Annotated in this window: 14 protein-coding genes; 3 read left to right on the forward strand and 11 right to left on the reverse strand. The window is 40.4% G+C overall.

Annotated features, from left to right (window positions below; all coding sequences use genetic code 11):
- Window positions 1-117: 117 nt before the first annotated feature.
- Both V7L12_RS23410 and dndE read right to left on the reverse strand, forming a co-directional pair.
- Complete coding sequence (locus V7L12_RS23410) at window positions 118-1575, reverse strand: DNA phosphorothioation-associated putative methyltransferase (RefSeq protein ID WP_335087959.1); 1458 nt, start codon at window positions 1573-1575, stop codon at window positions 118-120.
- Between the two features lie 99 nt (window positions 1576-1674).
- Window positions 1675-2061 carry a DNA sulfur modification protein DndE gene (dndE, locus tag V7L12_RS23415; protein WP_334821620.1) on the reverse strand — a complete coding sequence of 129 codons (387 nt, stop codon included), beginning with the start codon at window positions 2059-2061 and terminating at the stop codon, window positions 1675-1677.
- 58 nt (window positions 2062-2119) lie between these two features.
- Here dndE and V7L12_RS23420 point away from each other — a divergent pair, with 58 nt between their 5' ends.
- A complete protein-coding gene (locus tag V7L12_RS23420; protein ID WP_335087961.1) occupies window positions 2120-2464 on the forward strand; it encodes a hypothetical protein in 345 nt (114 codons plus the stop codon).
- Between the two features lie 15 nt (window positions 2465-2479).
- On the opposite strand, the gene V7L12_RS23425 is transcribed toward V7L12_RS23420, so the two are convergent.
- The 4 genes from V7L12_RS23425 to dndC form a co-directional block, all read right to left on the reverse strand.
- The gene (locus V7L12_RS23425) at window positions 2480-2680 is read right to left on the reverse strand and encodes a hypothetical protein (RefSeq protein ID WP_292870268.1); all 201 of its coding nucleotides are present in this window, start codon (window positions 2678-2680) and stop codon (window positions 2480-2482) included.
- 54 nt (window positions 2681-2734) lie between these two features.
- Entirely contained in the window at window positions 2735-6121 is a 3387-nt protein-coding gene (gene treS / locus V7L12_RS23430) for a maltose alpha-D-glucosyltransferase (protein ID WP_335087962.1), read from the reverse strand.
- A 543-nt stretch (window positions 6122-6664) separates the two neighbouring features.
- On the reverse strand, window positions 6665-8650 hold the full coding sequence (dndD, locus tag V7L12_RS23435) for a DNA sulfur modification protein DndD (protein WP_335087964.1): 1986 nt from the start codon (window positions 8648-8650) through the stop codon (window positions 6665-6667).
- A gap of 149 nt (window positions 8651-8799) precedes the next feature.
- Window positions 8800-10467, reverse strand: coding sequence for a DNA phosphorothioation system sulfurtransferase DndC (dndC, locus tag V7L12_RS23440; RefSeq protein ID WP_335087966.1), 1668 nt, complete (start codon window positions 10465-10467; stop codon window positions 8800-8802).
- Between the two features lie 172 nt (window positions 10468-10639).
- On the opposite strand from dndC, the gene V7L12_RS23445 reads away from it, so the two are divergent.
- Both V7L12_RS23445 and V7L12_RS23450 read left to right on the forward strand, forming a co-directional pair.
- Window positions 10640-12241 carry a DGQHR domain-containing protein gene (locus tag V7L12_RS23445; protein ID WP_335087968.1) on the forward strand — a complete coding sequence of 534 codons (1602 nt, stop codon included), beginning with the start codon at window positions 10640-10642 and terminating at the stop codon, window positions 12239-12241.
- Between the two features lie 105 nt (window positions 12242-12346).
- Complete coding sequence (locus V7L12_RS23450; protein WP_334821628.1) at window positions 12347-13537, forward strand: DNA sulfur modification protein DndB; 1191 nt, start codon at window positions 12347-12349, stop codon at window positions 13535-13537.
- Window positions 13538-13566: 29 nt separating this feature from the next.
- Here V7L12_RS23450 and V7L12_RS23455 read toward each other — a convergent pair whose 3' ends face one another.
- From V7L12_RS23455 to V7L12_RS23475, 5 genes are all read right to left on the reverse strand, one after another.
- Window positions 13567-14028 (reverse strand): DNA phosphorothioation-associated protein 4, encoded by a 462-nt coding sequence (locus V7L12_RS23455; protein WP_334821629.1) that lies wholly within the window; start codon window positions 14026-14028, stop codon window positions 13567-13569.
- Between the two features lie 93 nt (window positions 14029-14121).
- Entirely contained in the window at window positions 14122-14673 is a 552-nt protein-coding gene (locus V7L12_RS23460) for a Uma2 family endonuclease (RefSeq protein WP_335087970.1), read from the reverse strand.
- Window positions 14674-14708: 35 nt separating this feature from the next.
- The gene (locus tag V7L12_RS23465; RefSeq protein ID WP_335087972.1) at window positions 14709-15278 is read right to left on the reverse strand and encodes a Uma2 family endonuclease; all 570 of its coding nucleotides are present in this window, start codon (window positions 15276-15278) and stop codon (window positions 14709-14711) included.
- Between the two features lie 345 nt (window positions 15279-15623).
- A complete protein-coding gene (locus tag V7L12_RS23470) occupies window positions 15624-17696 on the reverse strand; it encodes an AAA family ATPase (protein ID WP_335087974.1) in 2073 nt (690 codons plus the stop codon).
- Window positions 17693-17866, reverse strand: a complete 174-nt coding sequence (locus V7L12_RS23475; protein ID WP_189523511.1) for a hypothetical protein — start codon at window positions 17864-17866, stop codon at window positions 17693-17695. The genes V7L12_RS23470 and V7L12_RS23475 overlap by 4 nt, the downstream gene beginning before the upstream one ends.
- Between the last annotated feature and the right edge of the window lie 78 nt (window positions 17867-17944).

The raw sequence follows: 17944 nt of genomic DNA on the forward strand, positions 1-17944 counted from the left end.
TTGAATTGCAGTTATCTTGCCATAACTACTGTCTAATTTCCTGTAAGCACACAAACTTGCTAAGATTTACTTTATTTAAGATACATATCAGCAATACTCTAACAGTGTGATTATTCCTTAATTTTCCTTAATTGAATAAACCTGATGTGCCCTGATTTCTACCCTGTGGGCAGCAAGGCATTTTTCCCAACCTTCACGCGTGCCGATGTCGCTTTTGTCCTTGAGCAACCCTAATTGCTGTTCTTGTTGAGTGAGTTTAGCAAATTCTTCGTAGCGTGGGTAGTTGCTGGTAACAAATGTTTCCTTACGGTGTAAAATCGGCGGATTTGCCTTAGTTTCGTAGTCTCGATGAGTTATGAACAGGGTTTTTAAATCAATACCGATACTGGCTTTTAATGCCGGATGCGGATCAGTGTCGAATTCGGGGTAAGACAGATAGGATATTTGCGGCTTATCAGTGTGATATTTGATTAATGTAGCTTCATCGACACGCCCAATAGTACGGCTAGCGCAACCTTCACAAATTCGTAGTACGGGATCAAGTGCTGCAAGTGCGGAAACATGGACGTAAAGGGCACCGCGCGTATGTTTACCAATTTTGCTTTTTTCGCACGCAGTTTGAATCACCCCAGGTTTACCTAAGCTGAAAAGTTTTTGGTCAGCTACTTGACAAGCTTCCTCGTAGCTACTAAAAAAGGCTTTGATATCGTGACGCATTTCTGGCGCTAGCTTCTGCCATGCAGGACGTTTATCAAAGTGAGTCAGGGCGAGATAAACTTGGATATCGAGAGAACGACGGTAAGCGATCGCGTCCCATTCAGTCTCATCAGTAGCTTGTAAAATTACACCGAAGGCGCGGCGAAAGTTACCAAATTCGCTCAGTAATTCCTGTTCATTTTCCAATTCGCCTTTGGCAGGTAGTCTACCGCGTTTGGTAAAAAAAGCCATGAGTGGTTGCAGCTGTTCTTGATAATCTTCAAACCGCTTGGTGGGGATGCGGACTCGCGGTGTAGAGGTGGTAGAAAAGAAGCGGATAGCTTTGTAACTTTCTTTTTCAGCTTCATCTCGAAAAACAAAGTATACGCCTAGTGCGATCGGCACTGCATCTACATTTAGGACTTCATCAATATAAGTTTTAAGTTCTTGTTGTTCGTAATATTTCTGAAAAGTGTTGCGGCGCGTCACAATCCCATCATTGTAAGCAAGCTGCCTTTTGCTGGGTGCGTTAATCAGGATTTGAGCCGCGACAATTAAAACTTTCCCAGTGAGTTCCCAGGCTTGGATCAGGCTTTGACGGCGTTCTTCTGGGTCTTCAATGACGTTGAGGATATAGCCCAAGTTGACTACATCGGCGGCGGTGCGTGGTACATCGGGATAGTAATAAGGGTCCCAGCCTGCACTAGTGTAACCTAAGTTTTTTACTCGCTGGACATCACCACCGTAGCCGCAACCGTAGTCAAAAAAAGTGGTGTCTTGATTCAGGATTGCCCATTCTATTGCCAATCGCACGGGGCGAGATAAATCAGTACGAGCGATCGCAGCTCTATGACGCTCGATTTCTAGCGTTTCAGGCATAAAAATAATTCGTAATTCGTAATGACGCTCCTGCGTCGCTAACGCTGCGCTAACGTAATTCGTAATTCGTAATTAAGACAGCCAGCAGCTAATATTCTTTCAAGGTTTAACAGCCAGTTCAATTAAATCTTCAATTTTCTTGATATTTGGATCGCCTGCTATGTAGCCAATACCGCGATGCAAATGTAAGCGGAATTGGGTGGCAAGGGTTTCTTTGTCGGTGGGATAGCCGTCATTGTGACAGCGTTGCTTGAGGGCGAGGAGGAGTATATCAGACATTTCACCGCCAAAAACGCGCCAAGTCATTTCGACGTTGCTATCTTGGGGAATTGGGACGGGGGAGGGTGCGGTTGGTTCTGCGAGGGAACGACAAAACGCCCAACGGCATAAAATATTCCATTGGTCGATTTTGGTGCTGCGTCTGAGTTTGGTAAGTTGGTCTTTGGCTGTTTGGGAGAGTTTAATTCTTTCGATTGGGGATTCCATGATTAAAGGTTAAAGGAATACTCTACATTATGCTTTCACCTAATTAACAATAGACCTCTTGCGGACATACACTGAGTTCACAGCTTTAGCATCGTGCAAGTTTGTCATTCGAGAAAAGAATAAATATGTTGGCAAAGATGCCCGTTTACCTAACTCTTATTTGGTGGGATATTTCCTGGCAAAGCTGTGGCAACGTAACTTTAAAAGCGAAGGTTCCGTTTTCACTGAGTCTATTTTGAGCGAGAAAATGGGACTTGCTGGCGTGCTGGGGCTAAAGGCAGACGCGTTACAAGAACAACTAAATCAGTCGGCGGGCGGCTATCCCTCTCTATCCTCTCTTGGGTGGAGTTTCCCGCCGACTTTCTATGAAACCGAACTGGTACGTATAGCTCAACAACCATAACCATTTCAGGTGAAACTATTTATTTTCCACAATGATAGTTATGTCATCTATTTCAGGAGTATAAATAATTCTCTTCACTAGCCATGTTTTGTTTTTTAATTGTACTTCTTCACCTACTCTCGGAATAAATTGTAAGTTATAATACTTCCCTAAAAATTCTTCTGCATTGCCTTTCCAAAAAATTGTTCTTGTCAGTTCACCAGTTTTGTTACTCATTTTTCTTCCTCCTAAAATTATTTCTTGCAGTTTGTTCTTACTAGGAAAAACTGTTTAAGCAGTTTCACTCAGTAATCGCAGAATAAATTTAAGTGGAATTTCTACCCGATCAGAGTGATTATTTAGTTCATCGCCTACTGCATCAATCGCTTGCTCTAGAAGATAGGCAAAAAGCAGCACATCTAGTTCTTCTGTTGTCTTTGGAAGGAAAGATTCTTGATTAGCAGTTTCTAAATAAGAATTCAAAAATCTAGTACTGACCCAGGTATACCAAAATTGTCCCCATTGTTCTATAAGGGGTAAATTTTCAGGCAGGATCATCCCAGATTCTTTTTGATAGTGGAGAGCTTCGTTAACTGCGTAGTTGAAAGATAGCAACATTCCTGCTACATCTTGTAGAGGCGATCGCTTTATGCGTCGTTCGCTGAAACTGCGATCTGCTTTGCCTTCAAAATCAGGAATAATAAACTCTTTTCCTGTGTAAAATACTTGCGATAAATGGTAGTTTCCATGATGACGAGTACGCAATGCAGTAATTTTTTGCCCGACAACCAACTGAAAGCGTTCTAAGATTTTCTGTTGGCTATTAAGAACTTCTAATGCTAATGGTTGAGTATCGGTTGGCAAGTACTTTGCTCGTTCTTTTAACAACCGAAATACTTGTCCAGTTAAGTTACGTGCACTTTGATATATCGAACGTTGATAAAGTGATGAAAAAGATTCTGGAGCAAAGTCTGAGCTATCTATATTTGTAGCCAGCGCTATATGGAATTCAGCTGTGGATTTACCCAACAGATCAACACTTTGCAGATAAGAAGTGATAGTTGCAATTGCCAATTCTGGAATCTCAATTCTCTGTAAATCCAACAAAGAACCTGATGGCAGAGGCACTTCGGTAATAGTGGCGTGTTCTGTGGTCACTAAATCAAAGTACTTTTGCAAGCTATCAAGAGTATAGTCCCAGCCACTGCGGATATCTGAAATAAACTCTTGTAATATGCCTATAGTCGTGGCTTGGGCAGTTTTATTACCTGTTTTATTTGCACGGCGGTACTCTAAAGCACCAGCTAGGAAAACTGAGTGTTGCAAGCGTTTTTTCTGGTATAGAAAACGCCGGATTTCTAAATCTGGGTGCAAACCCTCCTCGACTTTGCGGAAGAGTTTTAACAACAAGCGATCGCCATAAACTATATAAGTATTGGTTTGTTCTTCTTTATTCAGGACAGTCGGCTCACTATTGGTTAACTGTCCGCGCAATTCGGAGAATGAATCAGTAGTAGTGCCAAATAATTCTCCGGTTATCCCTTTATAAGAGTGATGATTAGCGATCGCATCATCTAGCAGTGAGGTAAGAAAGTTCTTGTCTGCTAAAGCATCAAATAAAATTCCAACTTCTTGAGTATTGGGTGGAGGAGTGTCTGTTCTACCTTGCACCCCAAGTCGCGCAATCACAGCTTGCGGCATTTCTGCCAAAAGATGTGTTGCTTGCTCACCTTCTGCATAGGCGAGAAACAACAGATAAGTTTCGTGGTTTCCCTGGATATAATCTACCTGCAACCAAACAATTTGAGCTATCTGCTGGTTATAGGGTAAAGAAATCGCTTCAATGATTTGTGTTGATTGTACAGTCTGAGTTTTGCCGCCAAACCAGCTACAGGTATAGAGATAGTCCCGTAGTGTTGATTCTAGAATGCTTTTTGACTCTCGTTGCCCAATCACATTCTGCCAAGAACCATTTACCAGCAGAGTTACTAAGTCTGCTTGGGGTTTAGGGGGTTGAGTTGAACTAGATTTACGTTGTAAGGTGAACCAGTAAAACCCGTAAGGACTTAAGCTGAGGAAATAGGGCGATTCTGTAATCGGTGGGAACTCAGTGGAACCAAAAATTTCTACTGGTAGTAGTCCATTGAAGGTTGATAAATCTAACGCCACCGTTTGCACATAATGAGATAAATTTGCTACTACCAAGACATCTTCTTCAGACGTGATCCGGCTGAAGGCAAAAACTTTGCGATTATTAGACTGTACCAATTCAAAACGCCCTTCACCCAATGCCGGAAACCGTTTGCGAGTAGCAATTAAACGTTTCATCCAATACCAGAGAGAATTGCTATTAGTCCGTTGTGCCTCAACGTTGAGTGCTTCGTAGTGATATTCTGAGTCAACGATGACGGGTAGATACAAGCGTTGCGGGTTGGCGCGACTAAAACCAGCGTTGCGGTCAGAACTCCACTGCATAGGTGTGCGAACACCATTGCGATCGCCTAGATAAACGTTATCTCCCATGCCAATTTCATCACCGTAGTAAAGTACGGGGGTTCCTGGTAGAGATAACAGTAAACTATTGAGTAACTCAATTTGGCGGCGGTCATTGCCCAAAAGCGGCGCTAATCTGCGGCGGATGCCTAAATTTACCCGCATCATTGGGTCTTGTGCATAGGCCCCATACATAAAATCTCGGTCTTCATCTGTCACCATTTCTAGAGTCAGTTCGTCATGGTTGCGGAGGAACAATGCCCACTGACAGTTATCAGGAATGGATGGAGTTTGCTGAAGAATATCCACAATCGGGAAATTATCTTCCATCCGCACTGCCATAAACAAACGCGGCATTAGGGGAAAATGAAAGTTCATGTGACACTCATCCCCCTCACCGAAATATTGAGCTGCATCTTCAGGCCATTGGTTCGCCTCAGCTAGTAACATCCGGTTAGAAAATTTCGCGTCGATGTGCGATCGCAACTCCTTCAAATACGCATGGGTTTCGGGTAAGTTTTCGGAGTTCGTTCCTTCCCGTTCGTATAGATAAGGTACAGCATCCATACGTAGTCCATCTACACCCATCTCCAACCAAAAATCTAGAACATCAAATACTGCCTCGCGCACCAAAGGATTGTCATAATTCAAATCAGGCTGATGGGAATAGAAACGATGCCAGCAATAAGCTTTGGCAACTGAATCCCAAGCCCAGTTAGATGTCTCAAAATCTTGGAAGATAATTCGCGATTCTTGGTATTTTTCAGGAGTATCACTCCAAACATAAAAATCTCGCTCCTGACTCCCTTTTGGGGCACGACGTGCTCTTTGAAACCAAGGATGTTGGTCAGAAGTATGGTTAATAATTAACTCAATAATTACACGGATACCCCGTTGATGAGCAGCTGTCAAAAACGCTTTAAAGTCTTCCAACGTGCCATAGATAGAATTGACACTAGTGTAATCAGCAATATCGTAACCATCATCCTTGAGTGGTGATGGAAAAAAAGGTAACAACCAGATGGCAGTAATACCTAAATCTTGTAAATAGTCTAGTTTTTCTGTCAGCCCTTGAAAATCACCAATACCATCACCATTACTGTCAGCAAATGTCCGAACACCTAGTTCGTAGATAATTGCATTTTTAAACCATAATGGGTCATCTTTCAAGCTGGAGTTTGGCATTTTAAAAAGATATGCGATCGCATATCTAATAGAACTATATTTTTACTTGATATAATCGCTGAGGTTATCAGCTTATTTATCTTACACGAGTAATGTATACACTTTCTTACTTAAGTAATGAAACTACCAAACGAGCTATATTTAGTGATAAATAATTATACCAACTGCGTATATACATATAATTAATTTTTTGAGGATGCCATAATGTAACAAAATTTATTGTAAACTATATCTTTAGTTAGTGGTAAGGTCGTTAGATATATTGTATATATAGACTTCAAAAAATTGCGTAGACGCGTAGCGGTGAGGGAGTCGCAGTCTTCTCTACGAGACGCTGCGCGTTGGCGGAAGCCTCTCGAAGAGAAGGCGGTTCCCGTCGTTAGCGACGCAGGAGTGTCTTGCGATAGCGAAGCCTTAACGAGTCTTCTCCCAAGGGGAGACGCCAAAGGCGAACGAGCGTCACTCCCGAACCCGTTAGCGCGGCCTCTTGTAGAGAAGGGCTTGTCGTTAGACATGGCTCAATTTTTTAACAAACAATATCTCCTACCAAAAATATCCTGGTTGGATAGTTGTTTGGCGGCTGGCGGAGTCGTATTTGAGGAGATATTCACGGGCGATCGCTTCATTTTCTCGCAGTGTTTCGACTTCTTTCTTTCCAATCTCAGTGTCGGTGGAAAGCAAAATTACTTGATGGCTGGCGGATGGAAAGTAACGTTCAACTAAGTTACTGCGGTGAGAGGAGTCTAGTCTACCTAGCGGCGTATCGATTGCTACTGGTAGGCGGTGTCCAGAGACTTTGGCTAAACCCCAGAGGAATGCGATCGCAAGTAGTTGTTTTTCGCCTGCTGATAAACGATGCTTGGGAACTGGTTTCCCATCAAAATCGAAAAGAGATAGGCTAAAAGTTTTAGTATCAATGGCAATGCGAAACACTAAATCAGATTTGTGCAGTAAGTAAAGGAAACAATTTTTTACTTCTTCTTCTAATTTATTAAGTTTTTTAAGAGTTAATTTTTCTCTAAAAACCTTTAGTGTTTCTTGAACTTTAGCTGCTGCACTAATGATATGCTCTCTATTTTTACTATCAATATTTTTCTCTGTATATTCTTTTAATTCTTTTTTTGTTTTTTCAATAGTATCTGCTAATTCTGTTAAACTACGCCGCGTAGTTTCATAATTAGCTTTAGCTTGAGCAACCTGATTTTGTGCTTCTTCCACAGCATCACGCACCTTTTGATAGGCTTCTGGTTCTGCTGCTGTCTGAACTTCTCTTGCTAAAACAACAAGTTCCTCTTCTAGACTTGCAATATTAGATAATTGTTGTCTTGCAGAAATTTGAGCATTTTGTAAATGATATTTCACCTTATCTAATTGGCTCAAGCTATCCTCATCAGCTAATAACCAAGGTGCTTCTGCTTGAGAGTAACCTGTATATAAATTATCAGCATCTTCAGCTAAAAAAGATTGAATTTTATCAACGTTTTCTGAAGCAACTGCTAATTCATTAAGCCATTGAAGTAAGCGTTTATCTCGCTCAAGTAAGACATCTTTAGCCAACTGTACCTGTTGATAGCGAAATTCCTTTGCTCCCTGTGCTTGCACTTGACTCAGTAAATTAGGAATTAGCGCTAATGGTAAAATATCAGTAGCTAATTCAGATAATGACTGTCTAATATTTTCTAATGCGGTAGTCTTTTCCTTTTGTCGTTCTTCTAGCTGATTGCGTTCTGCGGCAATTTTACCACCTTCAGAAACGAATTTATCTAATGCTTCTCTTTGTATAGTTTCTAACTCTTCGATGTGAGTTTTACAAGTTAATATTTTTTTTTCTATAACTTGATAATCTTCTTGCTGTTGTATTAGTCTTTGTTCAATTTGTTCTATATTAGCTAAATCTTTAGTATCAGCATTTTCTTTCCGTTTGCGATTGACCAAAATCTCTAAATCAACTGCTAGCTTATCAGCCAACTCTAAGCCTAAAAGTCCGCGGATTGCTTCAATAACAATTTGTGGTGGTGTTTCTTGTTCTGCAAGGTTTCTTACTTGTTCACCATCGAAGAGAAATAAATTAGAAATTCCTAATGGCAGAAGATTTTCTATATAGTCGTCCCAGATATTTACCAGAGAATCAACAGGCCAGGTATCATCATCCCCTAAAATACCTAGTATATCTTTACCATCTTTAGGGTTTTTTTCCCAAGTTCTGACAACACGATATTTTATTGGTTTATCGTCTTCAATGTGTTCAAAAAGTAATTCAATCCGGGTTTTTTCAGCCGGGTGAGCTTTACTATTAACGCATTGATTCAAAAAATCAACATAACTCAAATTACCACGAGTCGAGCATTGGGCGCGTTGTCCGTATAGAGCAAGGCGTATAGCATCCATGAGAGTAGTTTTTCCGCCACCATTCATCCCACCTAATAGAATAATTGGGCGGGGGTTTTCTTCATTTCTTGGGTCAAGATTGATTGCTTGTCTCCCAGCGTAGGGGCCAAAGTTTTGTAGAACGAGTTCAAGAAATATCATTAATCTATGTTCAACCCACGTAGACGGGTTTAATCTGTATAACAACTGCGATTTTTAATCTGAATAAAATTAATCCAGCCGCCGCAGAAGAGTTTATCAGGCTTTACTTGGGAGATGACGATGAGACACAGACTTAAAGGACTATGTACCTATTTTTTAAATTTCATGTTTCCCCAAGTCTTTGTCTGGGCATCAGATTTTGTCAGGTTTGCTGCCTCAACTTGTGCATCAGGCGCGTAAACGCGTAGCGGTTTGTCGTTAGACATCGCTTGTGTATCGGGTGTGGCAAAATCTGCTAAAGTTAGCTGCTTGACCTTTTCAATATCGCCTTCTTCAGCTGCTGTTTTCAAATCCCGCTTTAAATGAGCATTTTTAACTGCTTCATCTTTAGAACGCGAACTTGTAGCAAAGCATTTTTCAAGGGTGTCGTAGATTCCCACACGACGGGACATTTTCCGAAATTGGCGTTCTGTGTCTAAAAGTTTAGCCATGAGTTCCAAGTGCATACTATCATCTGCACAGATTTCTTCTAACACAGCCCATTCATCACGACCTAGTAGACTATAGTCAGCACCAGGACGGGGGTCTTGAAATTCTTCCCCAGTCACTTCTTGATAAATTCGGGGTAAGCTATCATCAAATTCATGTTTTTCTTCTAGCCAAATACGGCGAATTTCGCTCATTTCTTCGAGAGTAATTAGGGTGATATCGCGCATATTTTCTGGCGCTGTACGACGGGTTTGTGTTTGCGCTTCTAATAATCGTCTGAGCCAATATTCCCGCCAATATTTGGTATAAGGGCCAGGTATTGGTTCAACAGAATGTTTTCCATCTTTATTTCGCTCAAAAAGCTGAACGTCTCCCCAAATTCTTCTAAAATCTCTTTTTTCTCGATCATCTTTAATATCTAGTTCATTACGGATATCTAATAATGGCTGCATCCATTCTTTTTCTTCATCATTTTGGATCATCGCCTCCATTGATTTATCCTTATTCACTAGTGTGCAAACCCAGCAGCCAAATCGGGAATCACCACAGCTAGGAGTAGAAGTATCAACAACTAGTGGACATTCATTATCGGCTGTTGCACCTCGATACATAGCAAATAATTCTTTATTACTTTGTTCCCAAGGATTATCCCACTGATTCAGGTATATCCAGACATCGTTATTACTCCAATCTTCAATAGGGGTATAGATTAAGGAGTTGGGTAGGCTGGCATTAGGACTTAGGCGATCGCGTACTCGATCAACTTGATGCTTTTTCATTGTGGCAGCACGTTTGGAGCTTTCTGCTTTGCGAGTACCCAATACAAGAATTGTTTCACCGTTAGCTCTAACTATTTCACGGATGAATTGATTAGCAGGATTAATTTTTAAACGTGGTGTACACCAGCGAAACTGGTTACGAGGTGCTGGATATCCCTTACCAATAAGATTTACCCAAAATGTGTCTTCAATTACTGGTTGTAATAAATGTGGATCAATTGGCATCCCCTGTTTTTTAGCAGCTACTTTGAGATTCTGCAAGGATTTGCGAACCCAAGCAGACACTACAGGATTTTCTACCTGAGTATCGGTTGTAATTACATATACAGTTTTAGTTCTTTTTTCTGGAGGAAGAGTAGCGATCGCATTCCATACAAGCTGCAATACTGTACTAGAATCTTTTCCCCAAGACACGCCTAAAACCCAAGGGATCTCATCTAAACAATACAATTCTTGAATTTCAGTGGTGAGAGCTTGGATAGAGTCCACTAACTCTGCTACAGTACGTGCTTGCTGAACTTTATTTTCTGGTTGTTGTGCTGTAGTCATTTTTCCTTCTCTCTGGAAACACTGGCGTAATAATCGGGCGAATAGAATTCCCGGCTACACATACAAAACCCACCTCCGTGGGTTGAAGAAAAGTTTTTAAAAACTTTACTACTAATATCCAATTTTTTGGATAATTAAACTACATAAGACTAATCTGTTTTTAAAATTTAACATGAAAGATAGTGCATTTGACCCTACTGCTGACATCGCTAGAGAGTACCTGGAACGGGAAAATAAGGAAAAACAGGTACTAGCTTTACTTCTGGAGAAGTTTTTAGGGAGAAAAGATCAGATTCTCGTTCAAAAAACCGAGATGGGTGGTACTGAGGCTTATGTTAGCTCTGTTACCTTGGAATGGTTTGCAGGTCGGGTTCACTTCGCCTCTGGCTTACCCCTATTTCAAAAAAAGTACAATCCTGAAACTGATAATGTCGAGATTGACGCAGATAGTATTGATGAAATTCAGCAGCGTCCCCTTGATTGGTCACGTCAAGCACCGCTAGTGCAGTATTTAGCGGCTAGACACAACCACAAGTTTCCGCCGGTACTGGTGGTGATTAATCAACCGTGGGTAGATAATCCCAAAGCTGCTGAGTGGGATAGTGAAGGACGCGCCATCAAGTCTACTACTGATTTCATCCCCCTAGATAAAGACGGTAAGGTAGGTCTGCTAAATATTTCTGAGGATGATGTAACCATTTATGCATTAGACGGTCAACACCGATTAATGGGGGTTCAGGGGTTGATAGAGTTAATCAAAACTCGTAAACTCCAGCGCTATAAAAAAGATAAAGGTGCTGATGACAGTTTTATTACAGTAGATGATTTGATAGAAAAGTACCAAGTAGACCTTGCTTACTTGCAAAATTTACCCAAGGAAAAAATTGGTATTGAGTTCATCTGTGCGGTAGCGGCTGCGGAAACTCGCACCCAGGCGAGGCGGAGGGTGAGATCGATTTTTGTTCATGTCAACCTGATGGCTGCACCCTTGACTAAAGGTCAGTTAACACAGTTGAATGAAGATGATGGTTTTGCGATCGTTGCTAGAAAAATTGCAGTTACACATCCACTATTAGAACAACGACAAGAGCGCAATCCCCGTGTTAATTGGAATAGTGCAACAGTAGCCTCCAATTCTACAGTTTTGACGACTTTGCAAGCTCTGCAAGATATGTCTGAGCGATATTTGGCTCAAAAGTTCCCCCACTGGAAACCCTTGGAGAAAGGTCTAATTCCCATGCGTCCAGAGGATGAAGAACTTGAGCAGGGGATTGAAGAATTTAGAAAGCTATTTGATTCTTTGGCTAGTCTTTCTAGTTATAAGATTTTAGAACATGAGGATACACCCGCTTTACGACGCTTCAGCTTTGAGAAAGATGGAGGTGAAGGAAATATGCTTTTCCGTCCAGTTGCTCAAGTTGCATTAGCGCAAGCTTTGGGAATTTTAGTGTTTAAAAAAGGCTTTTCCCTGGCAGATATCTTTAAGAAACTGCGGAAGTTTGACCAGCAAGGTGGTTTTAGTGGTATGGAATATCCCCAATCTCTCTGGTATGGGGTTTTGTATGACCCAAATAAAAAGCGAGTGCAGGTTGCTGGACGAGATTTGGCGGCGAAGTTATTGGTTTATATTCTGGGTGGAATTCAGGAACAGATGGAACGTGCTGAACTTCGTAAGGCTTTGGCGGATGCTAGGACTGTGGAGGATAAAACTATAGGTTTTGATGGCGAGTTTGTTGAACCAAAAGCGGTAGGACTTCCACATATCTTGAACTAGCAAAGTTAAGTAGGGATTTTGCACTGTGGTTTTTACCGATGCTACAGCCTATAAGGGTTGCATATCATGTTTGCTAACATCTACTAATTTATATTAGGTATTTATATGACTCTACCAATTGAGGATGGTAATAATAGCATTTCTCCTCAGATAAAAGCTCAGTTTAGCTCCTTTATTGAGCCATTTTTCTCACAATATCATCGCGATCGCTGCTATCCAGGACTGATTTTTCAGCAGGGAAAGCGGACAATGCTGCAAATTAATGTACCTGCGAGTGACTTTTCTGGTCTTCTCCAAGCTAAACCATCTACTGGGAATGATCCTGATTCTGGTAAAAATCGCCCAGAGGTTAAAGGTCATGCTGATGAAATTAAAAAATATATTGTTGATCGTTCCCGAAAAGAAAAACCTTGGATTTTAGGAACTTTGACTGCTAATGTAGCTCCAAAAGACATAACAATTCTTGAACTAGGTAGGGGCATTTGTCTAGTTGTTATTCGTCGTGGAGTCAAGTTGGATATAACTGATGGACAACACCGTAAACGTGCAATTCACGAATTGATAGAAAGTACTGAAAGCCACTTAATCAGTGATGATGATTTTGCAATTACTCTAGTTTTAGAGGGTGATTTTCAACAGTGTCAGGCAGATTTCAGAGACATGGCTCAAACAAAGCAATTAGATAAATCATTGTTATTATCATTTGGTGAGTTCTCTGGTCGAGTTGGCATCACTAAAGAATTAATAAAACGAGTGCCAATGTTTCAGGGTAAGACAGAGAAGATTAAATCAAGTCCTGCAACTAAACAAAAGCTGATTTACACAACTAATTTTATAGCTAGGTTTGTAAGTTGCGTTTTTACTAACGATCCAAATAATCAGCTTCGAGATTATGATGTTTATCAAGCATCTGATGCTTTAATTATTTGTCTTAATAGATTTTTCTCAGAGTGTAGCAACACTGAGTATATTGCTGATACAACTGTTGAAGAAATCACAACAGATGAAGTAACCGCATTTAAAGAAGACTGTATTCTAGGTATAAGCGTTGGACTGGAAGTTTTAGGGCGTTTATTGCACTATATATATGATCCAGAAAACAATTATTTTAATGAAGAAAGAATTTCACAACTAACACAGTTAGATTGGTCAAGAGAAAACCAACTTTGGAAGGATAACGTAATTAGAATAGATGCCCAACCTAAAAATCCAGACAAGCCATATAGAATATCTGCTACTGTTAGTGCAGTAACAGATGCAGTCAAAACAGTAAAAATTACACTGGGGTGGATGTAAAGTTATTGCTTTTAACCATTACTTAAAAATCAAGATAGGAATTTGGTTAGATCAAATTCCTCATCTTGCTGCTCTGTATTCGTTCTTTCATAACTAAGAATCAATAAAAGTCGTTCTGAATAGTCTACTGCACCACGGAGTTCATTTTGTATAATTTCTAAACCAGCATTAGCATACTCTTCAAAAATGTGAATACGTTGCTCGTCAGCTACATTATCATCACCTATAATCTTAATACTTTCTGTTTCGGTGATAGCCAACAAATTAATCAAGAGAGTGAAGCTGCTAGTAAAATAATCTTGTCGCAGTGGGGATAAATCTTTAGAAATTACGTCTAAAGGAATGCGCTTTTTATTTTTAACGCCCAATGCTGCTGCAAACACCATTACTTCTACATAAGTCTGAAAAGCCCCAGTTGTGTCTTTTGATGCGACTAGAGATTTCACCAACTCAGCCTTATCTTTAGCAACCCTGATTCTGTTTGCAGCCATTGTTTTAATATCTACATTGTTGCTATTTTAACCGAAAATTAGAAGCGATCATACATTTTACTATATCATTTTATACTAGTATGAAAGCGATCGCTAAACAAACAAATTATCCACTAACATAGTCCATCCTGGCACTGCGGGTTCAGCTTCAGCCACCTTATCACGGCGATACACTTGCGGTTCTTCAGGATTACTAGCACGATATACTCTAATAACTTCCTCTTTGAGTACGTCTACATCCCAAACTACCAACGTACCAGCCGTAAAATAATCACGGCGTTTACTAGCCATATCTTTCTCAGCGTTATCACCGTAATCATTTTCACTTCGCACCTCAGCAGCAAATATAGGCGCACCATTGAGAAACTTCCCGCCTGTAGGTTTGCCAGTATAAAACGCAGCATCAGGACTTAAAGAACGACGATTAGGGAGATTAACAATAAAACCGACATTATCAGGCAAAGCATAACCACTTTTTGTCAGACGTTCATAATCCCATAGACTTGCATAAATTTCACCGCCTGCACGTCCTGGTAAAAATCCAGTTGGAGACATCAGCACCAATTTCCCATTGACAATCTCTGCTTTACAATTGTCAGGTAAGTGGTACAAATCTTCAATAGTTGCTTCAGCTTTAATACTCATAAAACCCCTAATCATGAATCTAGAATAAGTCTAATTTAAATAGGAAATAGAACATTTTCATACACCAAAGATATCGGAAAGTGGAAATTAACGCTGGTTAAATAAACCTCATCCTCTGCTTCATAAGGATGTAACTCCCAGAGTCCTCTATCATTTAATCGGAAGCAATCTAAACCAATTTTTTCAGCATCAATGAGGACGTATTCTTGCAAAGTCTGAATGCGACGATACCGCGTAAATTTTTTACCTCGGTCGTAAGCTTCCGTGCTAACGGAAAGAACTTCAACAATTAAACAAGGATATTGGAAAAATTGAATAGCTTGTTTATCCCGTTCATCGCAACTCACCACAACATCGGGATAATGAAAAGGCCCGTTTTCAGATACACCTACTTTCCCATCCGCCATATTCACACGACAACCACTTCCTCGCAGGTGACTTTTTAACGCTGAAGCTAAGTTTAAAGCAATATCATTATGGGGAAGAGTACCCCCAGTCATGGCGAAAACTTCACCATCAATATATTCGTATTTAATTTCTTGGTCTTGTTCCCATTCCAGGTATTCCTGGGGAGACATATAATTTCTGTCTGGACTCGCAACCATAACCTGATTCCTTCTCAAAAGTCACTTTTCTCAACTTTAACTAAAATCGGACTTACGCACAGTAACGGAAAATCGTAGACGCAAAGCGGTGAAGCCGCGCGGTCTTCTCCCAAAGGGAGAGGCTAGCGCCAAGGGGGTTTCCCCCATGAGCGACTGCTGAACCCGAAGGGCTTGCCGCAGGCTACCACAGAGGGACAGAGAACACTGAGGAATAAGAGTTTGAGAGGTATTTTCCGTCAGTTCTGTAAAAAACCTTTGCGCCTACTCTACGAGAACGCCTAACGGCGAATGCGCGAAATCATAAGATTCCTTGGAAAAGTCTTTCTCTGCGTCTCTGCGTGATAATTACCTATCCCGTTCAACTTCCATAATTTCCGTATACTCAAACTCGTTCGGACTTTGTTTCACCAAAGGATATCTTTCGCCACCTAACTCAATATAATCTTGTTCGCAATCTTGCTTAGAAGAATAATATGTAAGCACATATTCTCTCCCAATTCTGTTTGTCATTTCTGCTTCTACTTCACCGCGCCACTGAGTTTTAGTAACTAAAACTATCAACTGATTCGCTAATTGGGGAATTGTCTTTGCAATGTGTCGCCGCGAATTCTCATCCAAACTACCGAAGGGCGAATCCATGACAATTGGGAAAGTGCTACTATCGGGAATCATCATCATTTTTCGCTTTTCACTCCATTCCCGTACTTTGTCAATGATGCTGGCAATAAAGGATAAACTGAGAATTTGATTTTCTCCAGTGGATGCTGCAACTGGTGCTTCTATACCTGTAGTATTTTCTACTAATGTCAGTTCATATTTTTCACTAATTTTAGGAATGTATGGAGTTACAGAAATCTCCGTGAAGATTTCTTGTACTCGCTTTTCTAGTTGCAGGCGAAATTGTTGCTCTTGACGATTTCTAACTTCCGTTAAGCGTTCGATTGCATCTTGAGTGGCGTTAATTCGTCGTTGTGCTAAAGTTTGCTTGTCTTCATTCAGCTTTTGCTTTGCAATTTGTTTATTTAAACCTTCAATCTCAGTTGTGAGTTGAGCAATTTGCTGCTGATTTGCACCTTGTTCTCGATTCAATTCATCAATTTTACTTTCAATTTCATCTAAGCGTTTTTGTAAACTGCTAATTTCTTCATTAGCATCTTTTCGCAACCGTTCTTGAATATTGTCTAAATCGCCTTCAATTTGGGATATAGTTTGCCTTAACTGATTAATTCTAGTTTGTTCTCTATCAACCTCTTCCCAAAAACCTATGGCTTGCTTATCAATTTCATCTACTTGTGCACTCATCCGAATTGCAGTTTCTTCCACCGCCGAAGAACCTGCTTTATTTAACCAGGTACTCACATGAGTATGAGAATGATTACCCTCGTGTAATTCTGCGCCACAAATACAGCGCTGAGAATTGAGCAAATCATTCACAAATTCCCGCGAAATTCCTGATGTTAACTCACCGCGCTGCTTCAAATCATTGATAATCCCTCGGAGCTGGGATGTAGTTTCTGAGAGTAAAACAGTATAACCACGCGCGGAAATAACTTTTTTCAGTGCTTCCTTAGTTTTTTTATATTCTTCTTGATTCGCCGCTTTCTGCGATTCTAAATCTTGCCATCTTTCTTGCAATTCCTTAGCAGCACTAAGTTCTCGCAAACGATTACTTGTCTCTTTTTTAAAAGTTTGTTGATATTCTAACTCTTCTTTAATTTCAGTTTGTTGTTTGGTAATGCGTTCACGCTCTCGTTCTATCTTTTCCTGCTGTCTTAATAGCTGTTTAGTTTCGGAATCACCAATAGCTTTTAATTCATTTTCTAGAGCTTTTTTAGCATCTCCTAAATGTTTGATAGAACGGTTTATTACCTCAACACCCAAGAAGATTTTTGTCGCTTCAGCAATTTCCGCTTTTTTGTCAGAACGGACGATTTCTTCAATTCGTTCGCCGTCAAAGAAAAAATATTGATGTAAAGTAGCGGGTAAAATTTGATTAATTATATCGTCTGGTTGCTGAGTTGGTATATTCCATTTACCATCATCGGCACCAACCCACATGGTTAATTGAGTTTTGCCAGCGTCAAAATCTCCTTCGTTTTTATAACCCCGACAAGCGCGTTTAACTCGATAGCGTTTACCTTCATGTTCCCAGCCAATTTCTACCCAACATTCTACAGCTTGACCTTTTTGAGTTTCTGCGATCGCACGCTTATTTACTAACTGTTCTACTGATGCAAAGGCTGCACTAAATTTATCATACAATACCCATGTAAAGGCATTCAGTAAGCTAGTTTTACCAGAGCCATTATTGCCATGAATAATTGTTGTATTTTGAGCATCTCCCCCAGCGACGATCATCTCTGGTGTCGTACCATAAAAGGAGCGAAAGTTGCATAGCTTGATTGAAGTCAGCTTCATCGCACCTCTTCCTTAATAATGTCCAAAATATTATCATTTATATGGCTGTTAATCTTCTTATCTAGTCTGCCTTTTTCCAGCTTCCATACCCGCTCAATAATTCGCCGTACCTCCGGCGGAGCGCTGGTTATTGGCTCCTGCACATCATCGATATTCGCATCTTGTGACATCTTCTGTTTGGAAATATAGTTTTTCTATATTTTAACTTTCTCTAGTAGTGCATTTACCTCAGTAAAGCCACTGTTAGC

This window comes from Nostoc sp. (genome assembly GCF_036918245.1).
Taxonomy (GTDB): Bacteria; Cyanobacteriota; Cyanobacteriia; order Cyanobacteriales; family Nostocaceae; genus Nostoc.

Bases quoted from the DNA above. Each gene is read 5' to 3' on its own strand.
- dndC (WP_335087966.1), bottom strand. From the start codon at position 10,467: ATGACTACAGCACAACAACCAGAAAATAAAGTTCAGCAAGCACGTACT.
- V7L12_RS23460 (WP_335087970.1), bottom strand. From the start codon at position 14,673: ATGAGTATTAAAGCTGAAGCAACTATTGAAGATTTGTACCACTTACCT.
- V7L12_RS23425 (WP_292870268.1), bottom strand. From the start codon at position 2,680: ATGAGTAACAAAACTGGTGAACTGACAAGAACAATTTTTTGGAAAGGC.
- V7L12_RS23470 (WP_335087974.1), bottom strand. From the start codon at position 17,696: ATGAAGCTGACTTCAATCAAGCTATGCAACTTTCGCTCCTTTTATGGT.
- V7L12_RS23450 (WP_334821628.1), top strand. From the start codon at position 12,347: ATGACTCTACCAATTGAGGATGGTAATAATAGCATTTCTCCTCAGATA.
- V7L12_RS23455 (WP_334821629.1), bottom strand. From the start codon at position 14,028: ATGGCTGCAAACAGAATCAGGGTTGCTAAAGATAAGGCTGAGTTGGTG.
- V7L12_RS23410 (WP_335087959.1), bottom strand. From the start codon at position 1,575: ATGCCTGAAACGCTAGAAATCGAGCGTCATAGAGCTGCGATCGCTCGT.
- dndE (WP_334821620.1), bottom strand. From the start codon at position 2,061: ATGGAATCCCCAATCGAAAGAATTAAACTCTCCCAAACAGCCAAAGAC.
- dndD (WP_335087964.1), bottom strand. From the start codon at position 8,650: ATGATATTTCTTGAACTCGTTCTACAAAACTTTGGCCCCTACGCTGGG.
- V7L12_RS23465 (WP_335087972.1), bottom strand. From the start codon at position 15,278: ATGGTTGCGAGTCCAGACAGAAATTATATGTCTCCCCAGGAATACCTG.
- V7L12_RS23475 (WP_189523511.1), bottom strand. From the start codon at position 17,866: ATGTCACAAGATGCGAATATCGATGATGTGCAGGAGCCAATAACCAGC.
- treS (WP_335087962.1), bottom strand. From the start codon at position 6,121: ATGCCAAACTCCAGCTTGAAAGATGACCCATTATGGTTTAAAAATGCA.
- V7L12_RS23445 (WP_335087968.1), top strand. From the start codon at position 10,640: ATGAAAGATAGTGCATTTGACCCTACTGCTGACATCGCTAGAGAGTAC.